Genomic DNA, 24,013 nt, shown 5'->3' with positions numbered 1-24,013 from the left:
TAAGCGGCGACTTGCCTCGCACACCACATTCGCCGGAGCCCGGTTGTCACCCGCGTGACAACCCGGCGGGCTCGGATACCGTGCGAGAGGTGAACAAGCCCCGGCGGCCCAGCGGGCAACGCGCCGACTTCCTGATCGCCGCGGTCGTCGCCGTGATCGTGATCGTCAGCACGATGTGGCACGCCGGCGGCATCGCGGCGGTGGGGCCCAAGGCATACCTCATGATGGGCGTCGGCGTCGTCGCGCTGGCCTTCCGCCGCCGCGCGCCGGTCCTCGCGACGACGGTCGTCGCCGTCTCGACCGCGTACTACTACGTCGGCCCGTTCCCGGACGGCATGGAGATGGCGACGTTCGCGGTCGCCTCCTACCTGGCCGCCGCCCAGGGCCAGCGTCTCGCCGCGTACGTCGGCACGGGGGCGGGACTGTCGGTCTTCACGGTCGCCGAGTTCGGCGTCGGGCATCGGCCGGACGTGTTCCGGTTCCTCGGCGTCCTGGCGTGGGTGCTGGTCGTCGTCATCGCCGGCGAGGTCACCCGCTACCACCGCGCGTACATCGACGAGGCCCGGCGACGGGTCGCCGAGGCCGAGCGCACCCGCGAGGAGGAGGCGCTGCGGCGGGCCACCGAGGAGCGCCTGCGCATCGCCCGGGAGCTGCACGACGTGCTCGCGCACAAGATCTCGCTCATCAACGTGCAGGCGGGCGCGGCGCTGCACCGGCGCGACCCCGAGCAGGCGTACGCCGCGCTGAGCGCGATCAAGGACGCGAGCAAGGAGACACTGCGCGAGTTGCGCACGACGCTCGGCGTGCTCCGCCAGGTCGACGAGGCCCAGCCGCTGACGCCGGCACCGTCACTCGACCACCTGGACGAGCTCATCTCCCGGACACGGAACGCCGGGCTCCCCGTCGAGCTGACCGTCTCCGGCGACCGGACTCGGCTGCCGTCGACGGTCGACCTGACCGCCTACCGCATCATCCAGGAGGCCCTGACCAACGCCATACGCCACGCCGGCCCCGCCACCGCCACGGTCCTGCTCCGGTACGACGCCGACCGGGTGACCGTGGAGATCACCGACGACGGACACGGCTCCGACGCCGCGGCGGGCAACGGCATCCGCGGAATGCGCGAGCGCGCCGCGACCATCGGCGGCACCCTGACCGCGAACACCCGCCCCGGCGGCGGCTTCCTCGTCCGCGCCTCCCTACCGCTCACCTCCGCCGACACCCCGTCGTCCATGGGCTCGTGATCACTGGTGTCCGCTGTGTTCCAGAGCGCAGCGATAGCCGGCGGACCAGCGATCCGCCGAGAGGCCGAACCCGTACGCACACAAATGGGCTCCGTGGTGGCATCCGGTGTCACGACGTCGCAACGCCTGATCGGGCGGGAGACCCTCACCCGGACCGACGCGGAGAGGCAGCATGATCTTCTCCTGGACCCTACCCGTCAACTGGATTCTGCCGGCGATGCTTCTCATGGCCTGGCTCACGCTGTGGGCGACCCGCCGACGGGTGCCGCTGTGGTTCTTCGTCGCCGGACTGCTCCTGGCGATCCTCTGCGTCCCGGCTGGCATACTCGCTGCCCGAGCGGAATTGAACGGCACCTACTGCTCGCCGGACAATCTCTGCTTCTCGATGGACGAGATCCTCTGGTGGTGCAACGGAATCTTCGGGCTTCTCACCACGGCCGTGCTGGGCATCGCGACGCGCGTCGTGACTGCGGTCGTCACAGTGATGCGCGCGCCCGGAACCGGACAGGCCTCCGCGGTAACCGGGGATTGGAGACCTGGTGACGGCCGAGGACATCGCCGACCGCGCGAAGGTCACGGCCGCGTCGGCGCGGTACTGGATCAGGTATCGCCCGCGATGGCGCGTAGTGCCTGACAGTGGGCCTTGAAAGACGCCTGGCCGTCGGGGGTCAGCGCCAGCCAGGTGCGGGGCCGCTTGCCGACGTAGCCCTTGGTGACCTTGACGTAGCCGGCCTTCTCCAGCACGGCGACCTGCTTGGACAGGACCGAGTCGCTCACCTCCACGGTGTCGCGGACGTACCCGAACTCGGCCTTCTCCGCGGCCGCCAGGGTCGCCACGATGGAGAAGCGCACCGGCGAGTGGATCACCTCGTCGAGGCCGTGGCGTGGATGGGTCATCGCCGTGCCGCCACGTAGGCGCCGATGAACGCGGGCAGGGCCACGACCGCGGCTCCGGGCAGCCACCAGGCCGGCTCGCCCGCGAAGTAGGAAGTCCCGGTGAACAGCGTCACGATGTAGAGCATCGTCGACGCGCCGAGCGCCAGGGTGTGACGGTGCCCGAATCCTCGGCGGATCACCGGCTGCCGCAGCGCGTAGACGATCAGTGCGGCGAGGGTCACGAGCCAGAAGACCGTGCCGACCACCGTGCCGACGGGGTGGCCGAGCAGACCGACCACGGACACGGTGATCGCGATCGCGACCCCGTAGACCAGTTGATAGCGGACGGCCCACCGGGAACCGCTCCGTACCGCGGAGTCCAGGTCCTGGGCGCGGGCCAGCGCGGCCGCGGCGTCCATCGCGTCGTGGGTGTCACGCTCGGGCATGAGAAGTCTCCCTTGATCGTTTCCTCCACGATGGCAAGTACTTTCCAAGTCGTCAAGTAGTTTCATTCACGGCAAAGGGTGGACGCGCCGAGTGAGACGGGCTCCGCGACGAGATGTGATGATTGGGACGTGCACTCCCCGATCAGGGTCGTCCTGGCCGACGACCAGACGCTCGTACGGGCCGGCTTCCGCTCGATCCTCGACAACGAGGACGACATCAGCGTGATCGCCGAGGCGGGCGACGGGGCCGAGGCCGTGCGCCTCGCGGCGGCCGAGCGGCCCGACGTCGTCCTGATGGACATCCGGATGCCCGTGCTCGACGGGCTGGAGGCGACCCGGCGGATCGTCGCCGACGAGCGGCTCCGCGACGTCAAGGTCGTGATCCTGACGACGTTCGACCTGGACGACTACGTCTACAGCGCGCTGAAGGCCGGGGCCAGCGGGTTCATGGTGAAGGACACCGAGCCGATCGAGCTGATCCACGCGGTCCGCGTCGCCGCCCGAGGTGACGCGCTGCTCGCGCCCTCGGTCACCCGCCGGCTGATCAGCGAATTCGCGGCGCGGATCAAGGAGCCCCCGCCGTCCGTCGAGCTCAACGCCCTCACCGACCGCGAACGCGAGGTCCTCGAACTCGTCGCGTCCGGACTGTCCAACGACGAGATCGCCGAACGGCTCGTCGTCAGCCCGGCGACGGCGAAGACCCACGTCAGCCGGGTCCTCACCAAGCTGCGCGCCCGCGACCGCGCGCAGCTCGTCGTCCTGGCGTACGAATCCGGGCTGGTACGCCCGGGCTGGCTCGGCTGATCACCCGGCCGCATCCGGGGACTCGACCCGCCTGATCCCTCCGGTCGGCCTCGCTCCTCCTTCCGGAGGAGGTTCTACACTCCGCGCGGTACGGCGCGGGTGCCGGGTGCATCGCGAGGTGTATCGCGAATGTAGAGCGCAGCCGGACGCCGTACACCCGCCGTGTCCGATTTGCTTCCAGAGTGCCGGCCCCTTGGACCTCCTTAGGGGCCCTGCCGCGCGCGTCCACCGGACCGCGACCGGACCTGGAGGGATCGTTGAGCACACTGTCGCTTGCCCGAACGCTGTTCGCCCTGACGGCGGGCACCCATTTCCTGTTCGTCGCGCTGACACTCGGGCTCGCGACGCTCGTCGCGATCATGCAGACCAGGGCGGTCCTCGGCGAGAGCGCCGTGCATCTCCGCATGGTGCGGTTCTGGGGGCAGCTGTACGTCATCAACTACGCGGTGGGGATCGTCACCGGCCTGCTGATGGAGTTCCAGTTCGGGCTGAACTGGCCCGGGCTGACCGATCGCGCCCGTGACGTCTTCGGGGCACCGCTCGCGATGGAGACCCTCGTCGCGTTCTTCATCGAGTCGACGTTCCTCGGCCTGTGGATCTTCGGCTGGGACCGGCTGAACCGGTACGCGCACCTCGCGCTGATCTGGGTCGTCACGCTGACCGCGTACGCCTCGGCGTACTTCATCCTGGTCGCCAACGGCTTCCTGAAGAACCCCGTCGGATACCTGCGGGTCGGCGGCGAGCTGCGCGTCGACTCCGCCGGAGCGCTGTTCACCAACCCGGCGGCGCTGCTGCCACTCGGTCACATCACCGCCGGCGCGTTCCTCACCGCGGGCTTCTTCATGGCCGGAGTGAGCGCGTGGCACCTGCGGCGGTCCGGCGAGCCGGAGTTCTACCGCCGGTCGCTGCGGATCGGCCTGATCTCGGTCGTCGCCGCCATCGTGCCGTCGGTCGTGTTCGGCGGCGTCCAGTTCCCGTACGTGCATGATTCGGCGGGCGTGCCGGTCATGACCGGGATCGGGGCCGAGGCGATGATGTTCGCCTGGCTGTGGATGTTCGTCGTGGCCGTCATGGCGCTGGTGAAGCTGCCCTTCACCGGGTGGCTCCTGCGGGGCCGGATCTTCCTGCGCGTCGTGATGATGACCCTCCCCGTGCCGTACGTGGCGATGCTCGCCGGCTGGATCTACCGGGAGAGCAGCCGCCAGCCCTGGCTGATCTACGGCGTGCTGCGCACCGAGGACGCCGTACGCCCGATCGGGCACGGAGCGATGATCGCGGTGTTCACGGGCGTGACGGCCCTGTTCGCGGTCCTCGTCGTGGTGAACATCGCGCTGCTGCGGCGGTACGCGCGACAGGGCCCGGACGGCTCCGCGCTCGGGCGGCCCGAGCCTCTTTTCCAGCCCGAGCCCGTACCCTCCTTCTGACCCGGAGCCCTCCATGGACACCTTCGCGTTCGGCCTGCTCGGCTTCTTCCTCATCGGCTACTTCGTACTCGCCGGCGCCGACATCGGCGTGGGCATGCTGCTGCCCTTCCTCGGCCGCGAACGCCGGCTGACCATCGCGACGATCGCACCGTTCTTCCTCGGTAACGAGGTGTGGCTGGTCGGTTCGGTCGGCCTGCTGACCGCGCTGTTCCCCGTCCTCGAGGCCGACCTGTTCGGCCGGACATGGGGCGCGCTGAGCGTCCTCGTCCCCGCCTGGATCGTCCGCGACATGGGCCTGTGGCTGCGCGGACGCCGTACGGAAGACACCTGGCGGACGGCATGGGACGCGGCGATCGTCGCGGGCAGCTGGGGAGTCGCGGCGTCGTGGGGCGTGGCGATCGGCGCGCTCATGGGCGGCGGCGGCCCGCTGTTCGCCGTGACGACGTGCGGCCTGTTCGCGCTGCACGGCGCGGTCTTCGCCACCGTACGGCTGGGGACCGAGACCGCGCGCACGGTGGCCCGGTGGGTCGTACGGGCGGCACTCCTGGCGGGCGTGCCCTGCGTCATCGGCGCCGGAGCCGACGACCTGGCGACGACGGTTCCCGTCGCGGCCCTACTCGCGGCGGCCCTCGCCGGAGTGTGGGTGGCCCTCGCGCGGCCGGCAGCCGACCAGACCCGAGACGACCGGGCTCGAGACGACCGGGCTCGAGATGACCGGACCCGAGGCGGCTGGATCCGGGGCGGCCAGGCCCAGGATGGCCACGCCGGGGACAGCTGGGCCCGGGACAGCTGGGCCCGGGACGACCGGACCCCGGGTGACCAGGCACGGGACGGCCACGCCCCGGACGGCTGGGCTCGAGACGACCAGACCCAGGGCGGCCACGCCCGGGACGGCCACGGCCAGGACGGCTGGGCCCGGGACAACCGGACCCCGGGTGACCAGGCCCGAGACGGCCAGGCCCGGGGCGGCTGGGCTCGAGACGGCTGGGCGCTGGCGGCGTCCGCTCTCGCGATCACGGCCGTGCCGGTCCTCGCCGCCCTGAACCTGCCGGACGCCGAACTCGCGCACGAAGCCGCCCTCACGCTCGCGGTCGTCGGCCCGATGACCCCGCTCCTGGTCGCCGCCCAGGCGTGGGTGTGGTGGATTTTCCGCGGCCGAGTCGAGAAGCCGTCCTACCTGTGATGCCGTATCTGCTGTTCGCGCTCGCCCAGGGCGCGCTCGTCGTGGCCCAAGCCGACCTGCTGTCCCGGGTACTGGCCGGAAGCGCCCTCCTGCTCCCGCTGGCCGCGGTCGTCGCCGGCCGCGCTGTCCTCCTCGCGGGGCAGGGCACCGCGTTCCGGTGGACAGCGGCCCGCCGCAAGCGCGAGCTGCGCGCCCGGCTGCTCCGGCACGAAGCCGACAACTCACGACGCTCCGACGGCGCAGGAGTCCCTGGCGAGGGCGGCGGCCCCGGCGACTCCCATGGCGGCACCGGTCGCTCCGGCCTTCGTAGCTCAAGCGACGGCTCCGACCGCTCTGACGGTGCCGGAGGTCCCGGTGCCGGAGGTAGCTCCGGTGTCGTTCGGGGCTCTGGTGGCTCGCGTGGCGGCGTGACGCTGCTCGGGCGCGGGCTCGACGCCCTCGATCCCTACTTCGGCGGCTACCTGCCCCAGCGGTACGCCGCCGCGGTCGTGCCGCTGATCGTGCTCGTACGGCTGGCCGTCGCGGACTGGGCGTCGGCTCTGGTCATCCTGGTGACGCTGCCGCTCATCCCGGTCTTCGGCGCGCTCGTCGGGTGGAAGACCAAGCAGGCGACCGAGCGGCAGTGGGGCCTGCTGCACCGGCTCGGCGGCCACTTCCTCGACGTGGTGGCCGGGCTGCCAACGCTCCGGGCGTACGGCCGGGACGAAGCGCAGACCGAGGTGGTCCGGGCGATGGCGGACGGCCATCGGCGGGCGACCGTGCGTACGCTGCGGATCGCGTTCCTGTCCTCGTTCGTGTTGGAGATCGTCGGCACGCTGTCGGTGGCGCTGGTGGCCGTGCCGGCCGGGCTGCGGCTGCTGGACGGTTCGCTCGATCTCCGGACGGCGCTGCTGATCCTCCTGCTGGCCCCCGAGGCGTACCTGCCGCTACGGATCCTCGGCACCCGGTTCCACGCCGCGGCCGAGGGGCGCGCCGTCCTCGACCAGGTGACGGCGATCCTCGCCGAACCCGCCGCTCCCCAACGGCTCGGCTCGGGACCGATCGCTGAGTCCGACGTTCCCGAGCGGCCTGGCACGGTGAGGGCACCCGTTACAGAGCCCGGCTCCGCTCGAAGGGCTCGCTCGGAGGGGCGGGCGGCGCGGATCGAGGTCCGGGATCTCGTCGTCCGGTACCCCGGGGCGGACGTGCCCGCCCTCGACGGCTTCGACCTGACCGTCGCGCCCGGTGAGCGGGTGGCGCTCGCCGGGCCGAGCGGCGCCGGCAAGAGCACGCTGCTGCGGGCGGTGCTCGGCTTCGTCGTTCCCGAGAGCGGCCGGATCTCGATCGACGGCGTCGACCTCGCCGATCTCGACCTGGCCGGGTGGCGTCGCCGCGTCGCGTACGTGCCACAGCGTCCGCACCTGTTCGCCGGTACGGTCGCGGACAACATCCGGCTCGGCCGTCCGGACGCGGGGGACGGCGCCGTACGCGCCGCCGCGGAGGCCGCCGCCGCCCACGACTTCATCATCGCGCTGCCCGGCGGATACGAGACGCCCCTCGGCGAACGAGGGGTCGGTCTGTCCACCGGTCAGCGGCAGCGCGTCGCGATCGCCCGCGCGTACCTGCTGGATGCGCCGATCGTGGTGCTGGACGAGCCCACCGCGCGGCTCGATCTGGTGGCCGAATCGGCGGTCACCGAGGCCGCCCGCCGGCTGCTCGACGGGCGCACCGCGCTGCTCGTCGCCCACCGCCCGGCGCTGCTGTCCCTCGCCGACCGCGTGATCCACCTGTCCGGACGGGAGGTGTACGCGTGATCGGTGAACGTGACGACCAGCTGACGCGTGGGCGGGCGGTGCTTCGGTTGTTCGGTCCGCGTGAGGTGCCTCGCCTGGTCGCCGCGCTGGCCGCCGGGGCGGGCGCGGAGCTGTGCGCGGTGGCGCTCACCGCGACCGCCGCATGGCTGATCGCACGGGCCGGACAGCACCCGCCGCTGTCGGCGCTCGCCCTGGCCATCGTGGGCGTACGGGCGTTCGCGCTGTTCCGGGGGGTGCTCCGCTATGCCGAGCGACTCGCCGGCCACGACGCCGCCCTCCGTGTCCTCGCCGGTCTGCGGGTCCGCGTCTACGAGGCGCTGCGCCGCTCCACGGACCCGGCCGAGCACGGCTCTCCGGCCCCGTTGCGGGACGCGGACGCCGTCCAGCGGATGGTCTCCGACGTCGAGGCGGTCCAGGACCTGCTGCTGCGCTGTCTCCTTCCCGCCGCGATCTCCTGGATCACCGGTGCGGCCGCGATCGTGGTGACCTCGCTCCTGCTACCTGCGGCCGGAGCGGTCCTGGCCGTCGGGACGGTCCTCGCCGGAACGGCCCTCCCCGCCCTCGCTACCCTCGCCGCCCGGGCGGACGCCCGCCGGGCCGCCGATGCACGCTCCGACCTCGCCGTTCACGGCCTCGACCTGGAACGCGGTGCGGTGGATCTCGCCGCGTTCGGCGCGACCGAGCGCTTCGTCGCCCGCGCGGACGCCGCGGCGGCCCGGCTGGCCCGGATCGAGCGGCGGGCCGGTGCGGTGGAGGCGGCGATCGCGGCACTCGGCGCGGCCGTTCAAGGTGCGACCGTGCTCGCCGTGATCTGGACGGCGCGGCGGTACGGCGCGGACAGCGTGCTGGTCACGGTCCTCGCCCTGACGGCGCTCGCCGCGGTCGACGCCGTACTGCCCGTCGCGGACGCCGCGCGGCGGCTGTCGGAGATCCGCCCGGCCGCACGCCGGGTCGCCGACCTGCTGCGGGCCGACGGGTGGCGCGTCCACCGTACGTTCGCCGCCCCGCCGCGCGCTGGGGGGCACCGGGCGATTCGGCCCGGCCCAAGCCGGGCGGCGAGGGCGGGCAGGTCCGGTCCGGCGAGGACCGGCCCGACGGCCAGGACCGCCCCCACCGTGGGCAGCCGACCGCCGCGGCCGGCGGTCCGCCCGCTCCCGCGGCCGACGATCGAACTGCGCGGCGTCCGGGTGTCGTACGGTTCCGTGAGCGCGCTGGACGGGATCGACCTGCGGATCCCCGCCGGACGGAGGATCGCCGTGGTCGGCGCGAGCGGCGCGGGCAAGAGCACCCTGCTCGGCGTCCTGTCCGGCGAGATACGGCCCGAGGGCGTCGTGCTGCTGGGAGACGCGCTCCAGAGCACCTACGACCCCCGGGAAGTGCGCGCGACCGTCCGCGGCCTCACCCAGGACGCGCACGTGTTCGGCACCTCGATCCGGGCGAATGTGGCGCTGGCACGGCCGGACGCCTCCGACGCCGAAACGGCCGACGCCGCACGCCGCGCCGGTCTGCTCGACTGGATCGACGGGCTGCCCGACGGCTGGGACACCCCCGTCGGCGACACCCGGCTGTCCGGCGGGCAACGGCAACGGCTGCTGCTCGCCCGCGCGCTGCTCGCCGATCCGCCGGTGCTCGTCCTGGACGAACCCACCGAAGGACTCGACCTCGCGACCGCGGACCGCCTCGTCACCGCCCTGCTGGCCGAGCGGCGTACGGTCGTGCTGGTCACCCACCGGCTCGCTCCCCTGGCGGCCGCCGACGAGGTGATCGTGCTCGACCGGGGCCGGATCGTCCAGCGCGGCGCCCACCGCGACCTCGTCGAACGACGCGGCCCCTATCGCGACCTCTGGGAGGCTGAACGCCTCCAGAGCGCCGACCCCGCTATTCCGCGGACGTGAAGATCTGGTGCATGATCCCCCGTCGATGGCGACCGTGGTACGACGCGTTGGCGTCGTCCGTGCTCGGATCGAGCTTGGCGAGGTAGTCGCTCTCCGCGTCGATCAAACGCTCCAACTCCCCGCGGTCGAGGAATACGCCCTGGCAGCCGACGCATTCCTCGATCATCACCCCGTTACGCTCCCGCGTGTCCCAATCCCCGGAACACTTCGGACACGTCATCCCCGTCGCAGCCATTGTGGCTCCCCTGTGAACGAATTCGACGATCAGGCAAGACTAATAACCATCGCCCTTTGAGGGAACGTTTTTCCCGTGGCGCGGTAATGATCACAAGGGGCTCGGCAGGTTTCACGCAATGAACCGAACGCCGCGGGCGGTCGGCGCGTGAACACCGACCGCCCGCGGCGTCTCTGTCATCGCGCGGAACGGCCCGGCCGAAACCGGGCGTGCGGCCGCCGCGCTCAGCGCGTCGGCTCGGGGCTCTTCGCCCGCACCGCGCGGATCCACTTCCGGAACGGCAGCGTCAGGTGTTCGCGCCGCACGATGATCAGACCGGCGAGCCACAGCAGGAGCGCCTCGACGACCACGGCGATACCGAGCGCCGCCGTCCAGGATCGCCGTCCCGCCGACCGCAGTGCCCCGGCCGGAGCGACGTCCGTCAACTCGGAAGTGCCCGCCGGTCGGGACGCCGTCGGCGTGACGGCCGGAGCGAGGCTCGGGAGCAGCGGCACAGCCGGCTGGGTGAATGGCGATGCCGCTCCGGGTGCGTTCGGCGGGCCGGCGGAGCACCCGCCCCAGCGGGGGCGATCGGGAGACCCGCTCCAGGCGGGGCGACCGGGACACCCGCCCCGGCCGGAGCGACCGGGACACCCGCCCCGGCGGGGGCGACCGGGACACCGGCCCCAGCAGGGGCGACCGGGGCACGGGCCCCAGTCGGGGCGGCAGGTGAGCCCGGTCCGGCAGGGTTGCCCGTCCCTGCGGCACCGGCGGATCCGGCCGGCCCGTTGGGCACGGCGGGTACCGCGCGGTGCGCGTGCTTGGAGTGCTTGCCATGTTTGCCGTGTTTGCTGTGCTTGGCGGACTTGGCATGCTTTGCGTGCTTGGCGGACTTGGCCGACCTGATGGGCGTGCCGGTGTTCGTCGCGCCACCCGGTGCCTGTACCGCGGGGGCTGCGGACGGCGCGCCCACCGCCGGGGTCGAGACGGGCGCGGAGATCGGGGCCGGCGCCGGAGCGGCGGGGTGTGCCCCGGCCGGCGCGGCGAGTCGCGCGGGCCGGCCGTTCTGGACACCGCCCGCGGGGAGAACCGGCGGCACCGCGCCGGCCCTGCGTCGTGCCATCTTCGCGCGCGCGTCTCCCGCCGCCACGCCGGGGGCGGCAGACCCGGCACTCGCCGGAGCCGCGTTACCGGACGTCCGCCCGCCGCGGGCACCCCCTCCCGGCACCGCCGACGGCGAGGCCACCGTAGACACCCGTCCAGGCGCGGCACCCCCTCGCGGCACTACCAACGGCGAGGCCGCCGTGGGCACCCGTCCAGGTGCGGCACCCCCTCGCGGCACCGTCGGCGATGAGGCCGCCGCGCCAAGAGAGCCGGCCGCTCGCGGAGCCGACAAGGCCGCCGGTACGGCCGGACCCCCATGGCTGCCGCCCGCAGCCGAGCCGGCCGGACGCGCAGGATCGCTGCCCGAAGCCGGGGCGATCGGCCCCCCATGACTGCCCGCAGCCGGACTTACCGGGCGCGCGAGTCCGTTGGATGCTGAAGGGGCGGCCGGGGAGGCGGCGTGCCCGGTGAGATCGAGGGATGCGGGTGTCGACGAGGCGGTGGACGGGGCCACCGCGGAGCCGCCGGGGCCGGTCGAGCCGGACGGTGGTTCCGCGCCCTGCTCAGGAGCGGAGTCGGCCGCCGTGGAGACGGACGGCGTGAGCGAACCGTCGGCCGGAAGCCGGACGGTCTGGAGTGCCAGCATCGAACGGCGCGGGGCGTTGACCGCGCTCGCCTCCACTGTGATGGGCGGCTGCATCGGCACGGACGTGCCCGTCCGTACCGACACGTAAAGAGTTCGCGCCGCCGTCAGGTCGCCGAGGTCGCAGCCGAGCACGGTCTCCGACCGGGCGGTCACGCAGTCGGTCTCGGAGTCATCCCAGGCGGCGGGCCGTACGGTCGTCAGTACCAGCCGCGCGCCGATCGCCGGGCCGCCGACCGGGCGTACCGTGACCGCGTAGTCGACCGCCCCGGGCATCACCGCGACGACGCGCACGGCGGTCTCGAGCCGTACCTCGCGGCCCGGCTCGAGACGCACCTCACGGCCGACCACGGACGGATCGGGCGACGCGGCCACCGGAGCGGTGGCCGCTGAGGCGGACGAGACCTGCCCCGGCAGCGGGACCGACCACGTGACCGCCGGAACGGTCATCGCGGTGGTACCGATCGCGGTCAGAACCTTCCTGGAAACCGCCTTCATCGAGCTACCCCCAGACGCACGCCGGTCTGCCTCCGGGGGGACGGGCCGGGAGCCCGTGAGGTGATCGCTCCCACTCCTACCGCAAGATCGCCGACCGTAACCACTGCCAGGCGATCGTTTCGGCGAAGAGACAAGTTCTTTCTACACTTCCGAGCAGGTGTCGAGAGGAGTTCGAGTGGCGACCCCGGATGAGGAACCGGGTCCCGCGGTGATCCCCGGCGGGGAGACACGGGCGACCACGCCCCAGGCGGAGCGCTCGGCGTCGAGTGTGCGCTCGCTGGAGCGCGCGTTCGAACTGCTGGAGCACCTGGCCGACGCGGGCGGCCAGCTGGCCCTCACCGAGCTGACGGAGGTCTCCGGGCTGCCCATGCCGACCATCTACCGGCTGATGCGGACCCTGGTGAACCGCGGATACGTCCGCCAGGAGCCGTCCAAACGGTATGCGCTCGGGCCACGGCTGATCCGGCTCGGTGAGACGTCGGAGCGCCTGCTCGGCTCGTGGGCGCGGCCGGCGCTCGCCCAGCTCGTCGACGAGGTCGGGGAGACGGCCAACATGGCGCTGCTGGAGGGCGACGAGGCGGTCTACGTCGCGCAGGTCCCGTCCCGGCACTCGATGCGCATGTTCACCGAGGTCGGCCGGCGTGTCCTGCCGCACTGCACCGGGGTGGGCAAGGCCCTGCTGTCGCAGTTGCCCGAGCCGATGGCCCGGGAGATCATCACCCGTACCGGAATGCCCGCGTACACCCCGCACACCATCACCGACCCGGCCGCGCTGATGGAGGAGCTCGCGCGCATCCGGCAGCGCGGCTACGCCCTCGACGAGCAGGAGCAGGAGATCGGCGTGCGGTGCGTCGCCGTTCCGGTGACCGGCACGCCCACCCGGGTCGCGATCTCGGTGTCCGGGCCGCACGGCCGCCTCACCGACGAGGTGATTGAGGATGTCGTGCCCATCATGCGCCGCACCGCCGGACAGCTCGCCCGCCGCCTGTCGGCCTGAGCCCCGCTGGGGCCCAAGATCCTAGCCCCGCTGGGGCCCGAGATCCTGAGCCCCGCCAAAGCCCGAAATATCGGGCGGACCCCGGGTCGTCACGCCGCACTCTGGGTAAAGCCACGCCATGAACGAGCTCACCGTCGCCGTACTCGGGACCGGGATCATGGGCGAGCCGATCGCCCGCAACCTGCTGGGCGCCGGGCACCTGGTACGCGTGTGGAACCGCACGCGGGCCAAGGCCGAGCCTCTCGCCGCGGACGGCGCACGGGTGTGCGACGAGCCCGCCGAGGCCGCCGACGGCGCGGACGTCGTCATCACCATGCTCCACGACGGCGAGACCGTCGAGCACGTCATGGCCGGTGTGCTCCCGGCGATGGAGGAAGAGGCGGTGTGGGCGCAGATGAGCACCGTCGGGGCTGCGGCCGCCGACCGCCTCGCGGACCTCGCTGGCAAGCGCGACGTGCCCTTCATCGACTGTCCCGTGCTCGGCACCCGCAAGCCGGCCGAGGAGAGGGCGCTCATCGTCCTCGCCTCCGGGCCACGCGACGCGCGCGCGGAGGAGGTGTTCGGCGCGATCGGCTCTCGTACGGTGTGGCTGGGCCAGGGCACGGAGGCGTCGCGCATGAAGCTGGTCCTGAACAGCTGGGTCCTCGCGCTGACCGCAGCCACGGGCGAGGCGGTCGCGCTGGCGGAGGCGTTCGACCTGGATCCGCGGCTGTTCTTCGAGACGATCGCGGGTGGATCGCTCGACTCGCAGTACGCCCAGATGAAGGGCAAGGCGATTCTGGCCGGTGAGCTGACGCCGAGCTTCAAGGCGACCAGCGCCGCCAAGGACGCCGCCCTCGTCGCCTCGGACGGGCGGTCCTCCGGGGCGAATGTCCGGGTCGCCGAGGCCGTACGCGACCAGATGCGCCGCGCCGTCGAGCTGGGCCACGGCGACGAGGACATGGCCGCCGTCTATTTCGCCGCGCGCGGGACCTGAACCGCCCGAAGCGATGTTCCAGTGACCACCCCGTGAGCGATCACGGAACCCCATCATGGGTGCATACGTCCCAGATCCGGATGAGAACACGGAACGGGGAAACGGTGCTCGGAACTCAGCCGGCCATGACCGAACTCGACATCGGGGGATTCGACGCGGCACGTGTCCGCGTGGCGCTCGATCCGTACATCTCGGTGCTGGCTCTCACGACCGACGCCTTCGGGCGGCGCCGAGGGGCCCCGGAACGCTGGCGCCATCGGATCCGCAGCACGATCTCGCCCGCCAACGCGGCGGCGATCCGGCCCATCGTGGCGCCGGGGCGTTCCGTGGTGCCGGAGTCCGTGACGCCGATCAACCCGGTCGCGGAGGCTCCCGTCACGGACCTCATCGAACGGCTGCATGACATCTCCGCCGACGAGCTCCGGTCGGATGTGGAAAGTGTTTTCGGCGGACGCCCGCCCGCGGACTGGGGGTCGGTGGCTAAGCGCCCGCGGCACTGGCTGCACAGTCACGCGGAGGCCACGAGGGAGGCCTGGTCGGCGGTGCGGCCGCTGTGGCAGCAGGCCCGCCCGCTGCTCCACCGCGAGGTCGAGCGGGTGGGCACCGCGGCGGTACGCGGCCGGCTCGACGTGGTCCTCGGCGGACTGCATCCGCGGAGCCGGTACGAGGACGGCGTCCTGAGGATCAGCGACCCGGAGCCGACCCGGTTCGAGCTCGGCGACCGGCCGCTCGTGCTGGTCCCGATGCTGTCCGGCGACGGCGCGCTGATCTGCAACTTCGACCGGACGGACGCCGTGTGGATCGGCTATCCGATGCCGGGCGTGGATCGGCTGCTCCGCGGCGAGCCCGAGTCGGTCCGCGAGGACGCCCTCGAGCTTCTGCTCGGCCCCGTGCGCGCCCAGGTGCTGGGCGTCCTGGCGCAGCCGCGGACGATGGGCGAGCTGGCGGCCCTCACGGAACTGGCGCCGAGCGCGGTCACGTACCACTGCGAGCGGCTGGCGGCCATCGGCCTGGTCCAGCGTGAGCGGAGCGGACGTCAGGTGCGGGTGTCGCGCACCGCGCGCGGCGAGAGCCTGATGGACATGTTCCGGTAACGGCCTCGACGCGATCTGCTTTACGTGCTACCAACAAATGTAAAGCCAACCCCTCGGGAGGTCCCCCGATGTCGATGCGCGACCGCTACACCACTCCTGTCCCCGAGATGACGTGGGAGGTGCCCGCCGCCGGCGCCGCGCGGTTCTCGTGGGAGTACGACGACGGCCGTGACCGCCTGCTGTCCCTGTACCAGAAGGGAAAGGACAAGCAGTGGGACGCTCAGAAGCGCATCGACTGGGACCTGCCGGTCGACGTCAACAACGTCGCCGGCCTGCCGGACGAGTTCAACCCGCTCATCGGATCCGACATCTGGGAACGCATGCCCCAGGACGGGCGCGATGAGTTCGGCCGCCACCAGGGCGCCTGGCTGTTCAGCCAGTTCCTGCACGGGGAGCAGGGCGCGCTGACCGTCTCCGCGCGGATCGTCGAGTCGGTGCCCGACCTCGACTCCAAGTTCTACGCCGCCACCCAGGTGATGGACGAGGCCCGGCACGTCGAGCTGTACAAGAAGTTCGTCGACGAGAAGCTCGGCATGTACTACCCGATCAACCAGGACCTCGCGAAACTGCTGGAGGAGTCGCTGACCGACGGCCGCTGGGACCTGCCCTACCTCGGCATGCAGGTCCTCATCGAGGGCCTGGCCCTGGCGTCCTTCGGCCTCTACCGCGACATGTCGACCAACCCGCTGGTCAAGCAGCTCCTCGCGTACGTCATGCAGGACGAGGCGCGGCACGTCGCGTTCGGCCGGCTGGCGCTGAAGGACTACTACGCCGAGCTCACGTCGAAGGAGCGGGGGGAGCGCGAGGACTTCGTCGTCGAGGGCTGCTACCTGATGCGCGACCGGTTCAAGGGCAGGGAGATCTTCGAGAACCTCGGGATGCCGGTCAAGGAGTGCATGGAGTACGTCGACAACGGGCCGATCTACTCGCTGTACCAGTCGCTGCTGTTCAGCCGGATCGTCCCGTGTGTCCGCGACATCGGCCTGTGGGGCGACAAGGTGCAGAAGGCGTACGCCGACATGGGCGTGCTCGACGCCGCCAAGGGCGACCTCGTCGCGCTGATGAAGCAGGACGAGGAGATCGCCGAGGAGGTCGACCGGCTCAAGAACGAGCGCGAGCTGGCCGAGCGCCGGGCGGAGGTCCACGCGGCGATCGCCGACGGCGCCGCGGAGTAGCCCACTCCGATTCGCACCGGCGGGACACCTGCCGAAAACGGTGAGTTACCCGCGATCACCGAACGTTACCCCTATCGTCGGGGACTTGTGCGTGGCGCCTCCGGGCGCGGCGCCGCTCGGGCCCTGCCGGCCGCCGGCCGGGGCCCGAGGTCCTGTCCCCTACCGAAGGACGCTCTGTGGGTGGTTCGGGCCGACATCGCCGAGTCCATCGATTCACGCATCTCCGTACGCGCCTGCTCGCGATCGCGGGACTGGCCGCCGCCCTGCTCGCGGCCGCCGTCGCGACGCTGATCGGGTCCGGCCGGTCCGCGCCCCGGGCGGACGTCGGGGCGGCGGTGGCCCCCGCGGCCCCGCTGATCGCCCCCGAACGGGCCAGCCGGGCGAGCCGGGCGCAGCGCCGCGGTCCGCTCCGGGCCCGGTCCACGCGGCACCGTACGGCGAGGAAGAGAACGCGCCGTACGGCGCGAACCGAGGTCGTGGCCCAGGGGAGCTGCGAGGCGTCGTTCTACGGGACGGGCCCGGCGACCGCGAGCGGCGCGCCGTTCGATCCCCAGGCGCTGACCGCCGCGCACCGTACGCTGCCGATGGGCTCGCTGGTCCGCGTCACCAACCTGGGCAACGCCCGGTCCGTCGTCGTACGGATCAACGACCGGGGGCCGTTCGTGCCCGGCCGCTGCCTGGACCTGTCCACGGCGGCGATGCGGGCGGTCGGCGGGGTGCTCTCGGGCGTCATCCCGGTACGGTACGAAGTGCTGGGGGGAATCTGAGCAAGTCCACAAATGAGTGAACGCCCGCGGGTAGGCCCCTTCCCCCAAAGAAGCTCAACCCGCGGACGTTCACCTTCCTGCGGCCTGGACGGGTACAGATCCAAGCCTGCGGATCCGGCCATCGCATCGCGTCCCCCGTTGAATCCCCCAATTCATCGCGACGCGTCGGCCGTATAGGGTGGTCCGTGTTCTTGCAGTAGCTACGGTACGTGAGACGGAAGCGGCATTCCGTCCACCTCTGGTTGACACTTCCCCGTACACCCCCGGTTGACCTGCGGCTTTGCCCTCTTTTGGGGTTGGCAAGGCAAGTATCGACCGATGATCGGAATGTGACTGTGAGGGGGTCGCCCGCAAGGGCCCCAGGACGCGTGAGTCCGGCCGACGTGATTCTGTCGGTCGGGGTGTTCGCGGTGTTCATTCCCTACATTCACAGCAGTGGCAATCTGCACCTCACGCTTCCGCTCGGCGCCGCGAACGCCGCCCTGTTGCTCGCGAAGAAACGCTTCCCACTGATAACACTCGCCGGGTGCCTGCTGTTGACGTGGATACTGTCGGTGCTGCTGCGGCGGTCCTACCCCGTCACCCCGGCGACCTTCGTCGCCCTCTACGCGGTCGGCCGCTACTGCTCCCGCAGCGTGGCGCTGGCGGCGGCGGTGCTGACGATCCTGATCGGGTTCGCCGTCGCCCAGGTCGCCGAGAGCATCCCGTCGTACACCCTGCACAACGTCGTGAACCTCGGCTGGGTGGTGTTCGCGGTCCTCACCGGCGCGTGGGTGCGGACGCAGAAGACATACGTCCGTGACGTCGAGGAGCGGGCCGAGCGCGCCGAGCGCGGCCGCGAGGAAGAGGCGCGGCGCAGGGTCGCGGAGGAGCGCGTGCGCATCGCCCGGGAACTGCACGACATCGTCGGCCACGCGCTCATGTCGATCAATGTCCTGTCCTCCGTGAGCTCCCGGATCATCGAACGCGATCAGCGAGCGGGACGGGACGCCCTGCGGACGATCAGCGAGGTCAGCAACTCGGCACTGCGGGAGATCCGCAGCACGCTGAGCCTGCTGCGGGAGGGCACCGAACCGCTCAAACAACCCGAGCGCGGACTCGACGGCCTCGAGGCGCTCATCGAGCAGTCCCGGCTGAGCGGCCTGCCGGTGACGCTGAAGGAGTCCCTGACCGACCGGGGCATCCCGGCGATCATCGGCTTCACGGTGTACCGCATCGTCCAGGAGAGCCTGACCAACATCAACCGGCATGCCAAAGGCGTCACCAGGGTCATCGTCGCCGTCATCTGTGCAAACGATCACCTGGATGTCACCGTCGTGAACGACGGCGCTCAGGCCTCCATCGTCGAGGGCGGCGGCATCGGCATCCAGGGCATGCGCGAACGCGTCACCGCCATCGGGGGCCGCCTGGACACCACGGCGCTGCCCGGCGGCGGATTCCGCGTACACGCACGCCTGCCGCTGAAGGAGGCTTCCCGATGACGATTCGTGTCCTGCTGGCCGATGACCAGACCACCGTACGGGCGGGGTTCCGGATGCTCATCGACTCGACCGAGGACATGCACGTCGTGGCCGAGGCGGCCGACGGCGCCCGCGCCGTCGAGATGGCCCGCGCCACGGTGCCCGACGTGGTCCTCATGGACGTCCGGATGCCCGGAATGGACGGCATCGAGGCCACGCGCCGGATCACGTCCGACCCGGCGCTGTCCACCGTGCACGTCCTGATCCTCACGACGTTCGAGCACGATGAGTACATCTTCGGCGCGCTGCGGGCCGGCGCAGGCGGGTTCCTGCTGAAGGACACCGATCCGGACGACCTCCTGGACGCGATCCGGGTCGTCGCCTCCGGGGAGGCGCTCCTTGGCCGGGGACTGACCCGCCGGGTGATCAAGGAGTTCGCGTCCCAGCCGCAGCAGCCGGAGCCGGGGTCCAAGGACCTGGACGTTCTGAGCGAGCGGGAACGGGAGGTCCTGCTGCAGATCGCCATCGGCCTGACGAACGAGGAGATCGCGACGAAGCTGCACCTCAGTCCCGCCACCGCCAAGACGTACGTGCACCGGATCATGACGAAGCTGCACGCCCGCGACCGGGTCCAGCTGGTGATCTTCGCCTACGACAAGGGGCTCGTACGACCTCGGTCACCGGAACGGCGATGACAAATGTCATCGCGAACCGAGGATCGAGCGCACTAGGGCGCTGACCGGCGGGAATCTAGCGTTCATGGCATGAACGCGATCGCCTTCACCGGGGTGTCCAAGAGCTACGGAACGGTCCGCGCCGTCGAGGCGCTGGACCTCACGATCGACGCCGGCAGCACCGTCGCACTGCTCGGCCCGAACGGGGCCGGCAAGTCCACCTCGATCGGAATGCTGCTCGGCCTCGTACGGCCGACGGCCGGCGAGGTCCGCCTCTTCGGCGACACCCCCGACACCGCCGTCAAGCGCGGCCAGGTCGGCGCGATGCTGCAGGACGGCGTGCTCGTCCCCGGCCTGACCGTCCGGGAGGTCGTCTCCTTCGTCCGGAGCATGTACCCCGACCCGATGCCGCTGGAGCGGGTCCTGGAGCTGGCGAGCCTGACCGACATCGCCGGACGCCGGATCGACCGGCTGTCCGGCGGACAGACGCAGCGGGTACGGTTCGCGATCGCCGTCGCGGGCGCGCCCCGGCTGCTGGTCCTGGACGAGCCCACGGCGGCGATGGACGTGGAGTCCCGCCGGTCGTTCTGGGCGAGCATGCGGGACTACGCCGGCACCGGCCGGACGATCCTCTTCGCCACCCACTACCTGGAGGAGGCGGACGAGAACGCCGACCGGGTCATCGTCATCGCGCGGGGCCGGGTCGTCGCGGACGGCACCCCGCAGGAGATCAAGGCGATGGTCGGCACCGGCACCGTCCAGTTCACGATCGGCGACCAGCCCACGGCCGGGCTCGACGCGCTGCCGGGCGTGCACACGGTCGACATCCGCGGGCCCCTCGCGCAGTTGCGGACCACCGACCCGGACGCGACCGTCCAGGCGCTGTACGCCACGGGCCTGCGCGTCACCGGCCTGGAAGTGAAGGGCGCCGATCTCGAGGACGCCTTCGTCTCCCTCACACGCGACCGCTGACCACCGGCTTTTCGGAAAGGACCTACGCGATGCTCCGCTACCTGGGCGTGGAGATCCGGCGCACGATCCGCGACCGGCGCTTCATCTTCTTCACCATGGCCATCCCGGTCGCCTTCTACCTCCTGTGGGCGAACATCTACGGCAAGAGCTCCGGCTCCGTCTCCGGGACGAATCTGGGCGCTCGCGCCTACCTGCTCGTGTCGATGGCCTCGTACGGCGCGGTGGGGGCCGCGCTGACGACGACCGGGGCCCGGCTCGCGTTCGAACGGCAGAGCGGCTGGCTCCGGCAACTCCAGGTGACCCCGCTGCGCCCCTGGGCCGTGATCACCGCGAAGATCATCGCGTCGATGTTCCTCGCGCTTCCGGCGATCATCCTGGTCGGGCTCGCGGGTGTGCTGACGCAGCACGTCCACCTGTCGGCCGGAGAGTGGGCCGGGATGATCGTCGTGATGTGGCTCGGCACCCTGCCGTTCGCCGCGCTCGGCACGCTGATCGGTTCGCTCGTCGGCGCCGACGCCGCCCAGCCGGTGACGCTGGTCTGCTACTTCACGCTGTCCATCCTCGGCGGGCTGTGGATGCCGGTCGACACGCTGCCCAAGGCGCTGCGGCAGATCTCGCACTGGCTGCCCTCCAACCGGTTCGCCGGGCTGGGCTGGAGCATCGTCGGCGGGCACATGCCGTCCGCCTCGGACGGGCTCGTGCTGGCCGGGTGGGGCCTCGTCCTCGGCGTCCTCGCCCTCGCGGCGTACCGCCGCGCTACCGTGCGCTCTTGATGAGCATCTTCCTTCCGCAGGGCGGGGACACGGACCCGTGGTCCCGCGCCAAGTGGCCCCAAATGCGCCGCCTCATGTGGATGGCCTCCGGCCTGGTCTACCTCTTCTTCTGGCCCCTGGCCGACCTCCTGCGGCACGACCGGTCAACGGCGCACATCGCGGCGTCGTTGACCGCTTTGGTGGTGTTCGTCGGGTTCTTCCTCGCCCTGGCCATGAGCAACAGGCTGGGGAGCACCGAGACCCGTCGTCGCACCTGGGTCCTGCTCGGGATCGTCACGGCGATGGCGGTCGTCTTCCCGCTTCTGCTCGGGGGGCAGTGGGTCGGCCTGCCGATCTACCTGGGCGTGGCCTACGCGATGACGCTGCCGCCCGCGTGGGCCATGCGCGGCGTCCTGGCCGCCACCGCGCTGACGGCGGCCCTCGGCCTGGCGACGCACGTGCCCGGCACGACGTTCGCCTTCCTGAGCTTCCAGACGCTGAGCATCGGCCTGATCCTGCTGGGCTTCCGGGGCAGCCGGATGCTGATCGTCCAACTGCAGGAGGCACGGAGCGAGGTCGCCCGGCTGGCCGCGAACGAGGAGCGGCTGCGCATCGCCCGCGACCTGCACGACCTGCTCGGCCACACGCTCTCACTGATCGTCCTGAAGAGCGAGGTCGCGGTACGGATCGCCGACCGCGACCCGGCCAGGAGCCTGGACGAGGTGAAGGACATCGAGACGGTCGCCCGGCAGGCCCTGACGGACGTCCGCGAGGCCGTCAGCGGATACCGGCGGCGCAGCCTCGCCGAGGAGCTCGACAACGCCCGCGGCGTCCTGGCCGCCGCCGACATCGAGCCGTCCATCAGCACCTCCGGCACGCCGCTGCCGGACGGACTCGACGACCTGTTCGCCTGGGCGGTCCGCGAGGGCGTGACCAACATCGTCCGGCACTCCCGCGCCCGTACCGCCGGCATCTCGATCACCCGCCGAGACGAAGGCGCCGTCCTGCAGATCGTCGACGACGGGTCCGGTCCGGCCGATTCCACGGAGGGTAACGGGCTGACAGGGCTCGGCGAACGCGTGGCCGAGGTCGGCGGATCGCTCGAGTCCGGTCCAGGCCCGGCCGGAGGCTTCCGGCTGCTCGTACGCGCTCCGCTCGACGCGCCGGCCTCGCCCGCGTGAGAGGGTCATCGGATGTCCGAGGGGATGACGGGATGATCCGCGTACTGCTGGCCGAGGACCAGGGCATGGTCCGGGGCGCGCTCGCCACCCTGCTGAACCTCGAGGACGACATGGAAGTGGTCGGCGAGGCCGCCGACGGCGACGAGGCGCTCACCGTCGCCGCCCGGACGCGCCCCGACGTGGCGCTGCTCGACATCGAGATGCCGGGCCGGAACGGCATCGACGCCGCGGCCGCCCTCCGCGAGGCGCTGCCCGGCTGCCGCGTGATCATCCTCACGACGTTCGGCCGTCCCGGCTACCTGCGCAGCGCCATGGAGGCGGGCGCGTCGGCGTTCCTGGTCAAGGACAGCCCCGCCCGGGAGCTGGCGGCGGCGATCCGCCGCGTCCTGGCCGGCGAACGGGTGATCGACCCGGCGCTCGCCGCCGCCGCGCTCAGCGCCTGCCCAACCCCCTGTCCCCCCGCGAGCGCGAGGCACTCGCCGCCGCGGCCGACGGCTCCACCATCGGCGACGTGGCGCGCAAACTGCACCTGTCGGAGGGGACGGTGCGCAACTACCTGTCCGCCGCGATCCGCAAGACCGGCGCCCGCAACCGCATCGAGGCCGTACGCACCGCCCAACGCCAGGGCTGGCTCTAATACTGCAACGCCCTGTCGTGACTCCCGGCTTCGCTGAGCTGCTGGAGGGCGAGTCGCGCAGCGGCGATTCCGACCTCGGCGAGCAGTCCGGGCGCGGCGGACTGGTCCGTGGCCACGGTGAGGCCATTGCCGCGGCTGACGGCCGGGCGGTCGTGCCATGTCGTCCCGGGCAGGTCCACGGCCCCGGTGCAGTCCGTGCGTATGGCGCTGCGGTCCCACTCCACCGCAGCGCGCCAGCCGGGCCAGGTCTGGTCGAGAAGACGCCGCACCCGGCGTTCGACGTCGGCTTTTCGCTCGCGGGGGCCGCATGCGGCCGCGATCTGGATGAGGTCATGCCCGGTCGGGGCCAGGGTGGGGTCGGCGAGGCTGTACCGGGCGGCGTAGATCCGGTCATCCAGGTCGATCACCCGGAACCAGTCCGGGCCGCCGTCGGCCCGCAGGCCCACGTCGAACGTTGCCACGCGCGCGCTGGTCCAGGTGAGCGATCGGTCGCCGGTCAGCCGGCGCGCTGTGGCGAGGCTGGTGGCCAGGATCGTCGGGCCCGCAGGCAGGTCGGGTACCCGGGTCTGGGTCTCTATCCGCACGCCGAGACCGGCGGCTCGCTCGACGAGAAGATCGACCAGGGTGGACCATCCACCGGCCACGTACCGGGCACCGCCGGCCAGCGCCCGGCGAAGGCGCTCGTGGGCGAACGCGGCCGAAAGCCGCCCGGGGTCGTGGTCGAAGGTGAAGATGAAGGCCACGCCGACGATCGCCTCCGCCGTCTTCGCGTCGACGTGCCGGAGCAGCCATGCGCGGAACGATTCCGCTGCCGGCGCCTCGTCGGGCAGCGCGGCGATGGCCGCGCTGAGCTCGGCCGGCCAGGGGCCGAACCGGCCTCCGGCCCGGACGAGGCCGGGAAGGCGCGGTGCCTCCACGATGGGCGGCGTGAGGCCGCGGTCCTCCAGCCAGGCCCACCACGGCCCGTCCACATAGATCGCGTGGGGACCGGCGTTGGCCCGGTAGGGAGCCGCCAGCGAGCGTGCCCGCCCACCCGGCTGGGAATGTGCCTCGGCGACGGCCACCCGCCGGCCACGTTCGGCCGCCTCGATGGCGGCGGTCAGCCCGGTGAGCCCCGCGCCGACGATCATCAGGTCTGGTGTCACAAGAGAGGCCTCTCTGTGTGGTGTCCTCCTAACGGGAAAGTGGCAGGGAACCTTTGGGA

At 71.9% G+C, this 24,013-nt stretch carries 24 protein-coding genes and 1 pseudogene; 20 read left to right on the top strand and 5 right to left on the bottom strand.

The window, feature by feature from the left end; translation table 11 throughout:
- Nucleotides 1-89 precede the first annotated feature (89 nt).
- Both ACYVF7_RS01630 and ACYVF7_RS01625 read left to right on the top strand, forming a co-directional pair.
- Nucleotides 90-1,244 (top strand): sensor histidine kinase, encoded by a 1,155-nt coding sequence (locus ACYVF7_RS01630; RefSeq protein WP_460333699.1) that lies wholly within the window; start codon nucleotides 90-92, stop codon nucleotides 1,242-1,244.
- 172 nt (nucleotides 1,245-1,416) lie between these two features.
- The gene (locus tag ACYVF7_RS01625; RefSeq protein ID WP_460333696.1) at nucleotides 1,417-1,878 is read left to right on the top strand and encodes a hypothetical protein; all 462 of its coding nucleotides are present in this window, start codon (nucleotides 1,417-1,419) and stop codon (nucleotides 1,876-1,878) included.
- Here the strand turns inward: ACYVF7_RS01625 and ACYVF7_RS01620 are convergent.
- The gene (locus ACYVF7_RS01620; RefSeq protein WP_460333693.1) at nucleotides 1,845-2,141 is read right to left on the bottom strand and encodes a winged helix-turn-helix domain-containing protein; all 297 of its coding nucleotides are present in this window, start codon (nucleotides 2,139-2,141) and stop codon (nucleotides 1,845-1,847) included. The two genes, ACYVF7_RS01625 and ACYVF7_RS01620, sit on opposite strands and share 34 nt — an antisense overlap.
- A complete protein-coding gene (locus tag ACYVF7_RS01615; RefSeq protein ID WP_460333691.1) occupies nucleotides 2,138-2,566 on the bottom strand; it encodes a hypothetical protein in 429 nt (142 codons plus the stop codon). The genes ACYVF7_RS01620 and ACYVF7_RS01615 overlap by 4 nt, the downstream gene beginning before the upstream one ends.
- A 129-nt stretch (nucleotides 2,567-2,695) precedes the next feature.
- Between ACYVF7_RS01615 and ACYVF7_RS01610 the strand changes: the two genes are divergently transcribed.
- From ACYVF7_RS01610 to cydC, 5 genes are all read left to right on the top strand, one after another.
- Nucleotides 2,696-3,370: a response regulator gene (locus ACYVF7_RS01610; RefSeq protein ID WP_460333688.1), complete on the top strand. Its 675-nt coding sequence runs from the start codon at nucleotides 2,696-2,698 to the stop codon at nucleotides 3,368-3,370.
- Nucleotides 3,371-3,627: 257 nt separating this feature from the next.
- Nucleotides 3,628-4,794, top strand: coding sequence for a cytochrome ubiquinol oxidase subunit I (locus tag ACYVF7_RS01605; protein ID WP_460333685.1), 1,167 nt, complete (start codon nucleotides 3,628-3,630; stop codon nucleotides 4,792-4,794).
- A 13-nt stretch (nucleotides 4,795-4,807) separates the two neighbouring features.
- A complete protein-coding gene (locus ACYVF7_RS01600) occupies nucleotides 4,808-5,977 on the top strand; it encodes a cytochrome d ubiquinol oxidase subunit II (RefSeq protein WP_460333682.1) in 1,170 nt (389 codons plus the stop codon).
- Complete coding sequence (gene cydD, locus ACYVF7_RS01595; RefSeq protein WP_460333679.1) at nucleotides 5,977-7,770, top strand: thiol reductant ABC exporter subunit CydD; 1,794 nt, start codon at nucleotides 5,977-5,979, stop codon at nucleotides 7,768-7,770. The genes ACYVF7_RS01600 and cydD overlap by 1 nt, the downstream gene beginning before the upstream one ends.
- Nucleotides 7,767-9,665, top strand: a complete 1,899-nt coding sequence (gene cydC / locus ACYVF7_RS01590) for a thiol reductant ABC exporter subunit CydC (RefSeq protein ID WP_460333676.1) — start codon at nucleotides 7,767-7,769, stop codon at nucleotides 9,663-9,665. Before cydD ends, cydC begins: the two co-directional genes overlap by 4 nt.
- Here cydC and ACYVF7_RS01585 read toward each other — a convergent pair.
- Nucleotides 9,649-9,885 carry a TFIIB-type zinc ribbon-containing protein gene (locus ACYVF7_RS01585; protein WP_460333673.1) on the bottom strand — a complete coding sequence of 79 codons (237 nt, stop codon included), beginning with the start codon at nucleotides 9,883-9,885 and terminating at the stop codon, nucleotides 9,649-9,651. The genes cydC and ACYVF7_RS01585 overlap by 17 nt on opposite strands.
- A 239-nt stretch (nucleotides 9,886-10,124) precedes the next feature.
- Nucleotides 10,125-10,325: a hypothetical protein gene (locus tag ACYVF7_RS01580; RefSeq protein ID WP_460333670.1), complete on the bottom strand. Its 201-nt coding sequence runs from the start codon at nucleotides 10,323-10,325 to the stop codon at nucleotides 10,125-10,127.
- 438 nt (nucleotides 10,326-10,763) lie between these two features.
- On the opposite strand from ACYVF7_RS01580, the gene ACYVF7_RS01575 reads away from it, so the two are divergent.
- The 13 genes and pseudogenes from ACYVF7_RS01575 (at nucleotide 10,764) to ACYVF7_RS01515 (ending at nucleotide 22,809) form a co-directional block, all read left to right on the top strand.
- Entirely contained in the window at nucleotides 10,764-11,375 is a 612-nt protein-coding gene (locus ACYVF7_RS01575; RefSeq protein WP_460333667.1) for a hypothetical protein, read from the top strand.
- Between the two features lie 75 nt (nucleotides 11,376-11,450).
- A complete protein-coding gene (locus tag ACYVF7_RS01570; protein ID WP_460333664.1) occupies nucleotides 11,451-11,717 on the top strand; it encodes a hypothetical protein in 267 nt (88 codons plus the stop codon).
- A 675-nt stretch (nucleotides 11,718-12,392) separates the two neighbouring features.
- Nucleotides 12,393-13,121, top strand: coding sequence for an IclR family transcriptional regulator (locus ACYVF7_RS01565; RefSeq protein ID WP_460357741.1), 729 nt, complete (start codon nucleotides 12,393-12,395; stop codon nucleotides 13,119-13,121).
- A 118-nt stretch (nucleotides 13,122-13,239) separates the two neighbouring features.
- Nucleotides 13,240-14,097, top strand: coding sequence for an NAD(P)-dependent oxidoreductase (locus ACYVF7_RS01560; RefSeq protein ID WP_460333661.1), 858 nt, complete (start codon nucleotides 13,240-13,242; stop codon nucleotides 14,095-14,097).
- Nucleotides 14,098-14,222: 125 nt separating this feature from the next.
- Complete coding sequence (locus tag ACYVF7_RS01555; protein ID WP_460333658.1) at nucleotides 14,223-15,191, top strand: ArsR/SmtB family transcription factor; 969 nt, start codon at nucleotides 14,223-14,225, stop codon at nucleotides 15,189-15,191.
- 68 nt (nucleotides 15,192-15,259) lie between these two features.
- On the top strand, nucleotides 15,260-16,366 hold the full coding sequence (locus ACYVF7_RS01550) for a ferritin-like domain-containing protein (protein WP_460333655.1): 1,107 nt from the start codon (nucleotides 15,260-15,262) through the stop codon (nucleotides 16,364-16,366).
- Nucleotides 16,367-16,542: 176 nt separating this feature from the next.
- Entirely contained in the window at nucleotides 16,543-17,133 is a 591-nt protein-coding gene (locus ACYVF7_RS01545; protein WP_460333652.1) for a septal ring lytic transglycosylase RlpA family protein, read from the top strand.
- Nucleotides 17,134-17,501: 368 nt separating this feature from the next.
- On the top strand, nucleotides 17,502-18,614 hold the full coding sequence (locus ACYVF7_RS01540) for a sensor histidine kinase (RefSeq protein ID WP_460333649.1): 1,113 nt from the start codon (nucleotides 17,502-17,504) through the stop codon (nucleotides 18,612-18,614).
- Nucleotides 18,611-19,288 carry a response regulator gene (locus ACYVF7_RS01535; RefSeq protein ID WP_460333646.1) on the top strand — a complete coding sequence of 226 codons (678 nt, stop codon included), beginning with the start codon at nucleotides 18,611-18,613 and terminating at the stop codon, nucleotides 19,286-19,288. Before ACYVF7_RS01540 ends, ACYVF7_RS01535 begins: the two co-directional genes overlap by 4 nt.
- 69 nt (nucleotides 19,289-19,357) lie before the next feature.
- A complete protein-coding gene (locus ACYVF7_RS01530) occupies nucleotides 19,358-20,239 on the top strand; it encodes an ABC transporter ATP-binding protein (protein ID WP_460333643.1) in 882 nt (293 codons plus the stop codon).
- A gap of 29 nt (nucleotides 20,240-20,268) precedes the next feature.
- Nucleotides 20,269-21,012: an ABC transporter permease gene (locus ACYVF7_RS01525; RefSeq protein WP_460333640.1), complete on the top strand. Its 744-nt coding sequence runs from the start codon at nucleotides 20,269-20,271 to the stop codon at nucleotides 21,010-21,012.
- Nucleotides 21,012-22,172 (top strand): sensor histidine kinase, encoded by a 1,161-nt coding sequence (locus ACYVF7_RS01520; protein ID WP_460333637.1) that lies wholly within the window; start codon nucleotides 21,012-21,014, stop codon nucleotides 22,170-22,172. The genes ACYVF7_RS01525 and ACYVF7_RS01520 overlap by 1 nt, the downstream gene beginning before the upstream one ends.
- 32 nt (nucleotides 22,173-22,204) lie before the next feature.
- Nucleotides 22,205-22,809: pseudogene (locus ACYVF7_RS01515) on the top strand (response regulator).
- Here the strand turns inward: ACYVF7_RS01515 and ACYVF7_RS01510 are convergent.
- Nucleotides 22,806-23,954 (bottom strand): FAD-dependent oxidoreductase, encoded by a 1,149-nt coding sequence (locus ACYVF7_RS01510; protein WP_460333634.1) that lies wholly within the window; start codon nucleotides 23,952-23,954, stop codon nucleotides 22,806-22,808. The pseudogene ACYVF7_RS01515 and the gene ACYVF7_RS01510 overlap by 4 nt on opposite strands.
- Nucleotides 23,955-24,013: the final 59 nt, after the last annotated feature.

The organism is Actinoallomurus acanthiterrae (genome assembly GCF_054775715.1).
The sequence above is the reverse complement of the archived record's forward strand: the minus strand, read 5'-3'. Positions and strand labels throughout refer to the sequence as shown.

Coding starts and splice junctions, on each gene's coding strand:
- ACYVF7_RS01625 (WP_460333696.1), top strand. CDS start 1,417: ATGATCTTCTCCTGGACCCTACCCGTCAACTGGATTCTGCCGGCGATG.
- ACYVF7_RS01620 (WP_460333693.1), bottom strand. CDS start 2,141: ATGACCCATCCACGCCACGGCCTCGACGAGGTGATCCACTCGCCGGTG.
- ACYVF7_RS01615 (WP_460333691.1), bottom strand. CDS start 2,566: ATGCCCGAGCGTGACACCCACGACGCGATGGACGCCGCGGCCGCGCTG.
- ACYVF7_RS01600 (WP_460333682.1), top strand. CDS start 4,808: ATGGACACCTTCGCGTTCGGCCTGCTCGGCTTCTTCCTCATCGGCTAC.
- cydD (WP_460333679.1), top strand. CDS start 5,977: ATGCCGTATCTGCTGTTCGCGCTCGCCCAGGGCGCGCTCGTCGTGGCC.
- ACYVF7_RS01585 (WP_460333673.1), bottom strand. CDS start 9,885: ATGACGTGTCCGAAGTGTTCCGGGGATTGGGACACGCGGGAGCGTAAC.
- ACYVF7_RS01560 (WP_460333661.1), top strand. CDS start 13,240: ATGAACGAGCTCACCGTCGCCGTACTCGGGACCGGGATCATGGGCGAG.
- ACYVF7_RS01555 (WP_460333658.1), top strand. CDS start 14,223: ATGACCGAACTCGACATCGGGGGATTCGACGCGGCACGTGTCCGCGTG.
- ACYVF7_RS01550 (WP_460333655.1), top strand. CDS start 15,260: ATGTCGATGCGCGACCGCTACACCACTCCTGTCCCCGAGATGACGTGG.
- ACYVF7_RS01535 (WP_460333646.1), top strand. CDS start 18,611: ATGACGATTCGTGTCCTGCTGGCCGATGACCAGACCACCGTACGGGCG.
- ACYVF7_RS01530 (WP_460333643.1), top strand. CDS start 19,358: ATGAACGCGATCGCCTTCACCGGGGTGTCCAAGAGCTACGGAACGGTC.
- ACYVF7_RS01525 (WP_460333640.1), top strand. CDS start 20,269: ATGCTCCGCTACCTGGGCGTGGAGATCCGGCGCACGATCCGCGACCGG.
- ACYVF7_RS01520 (WP_460333637.1), top strand. CDS start 21,012: ATGAGCATCTTCCTTCCGCAGGGCGGGGACACGGACCCGTGGTCCCGC.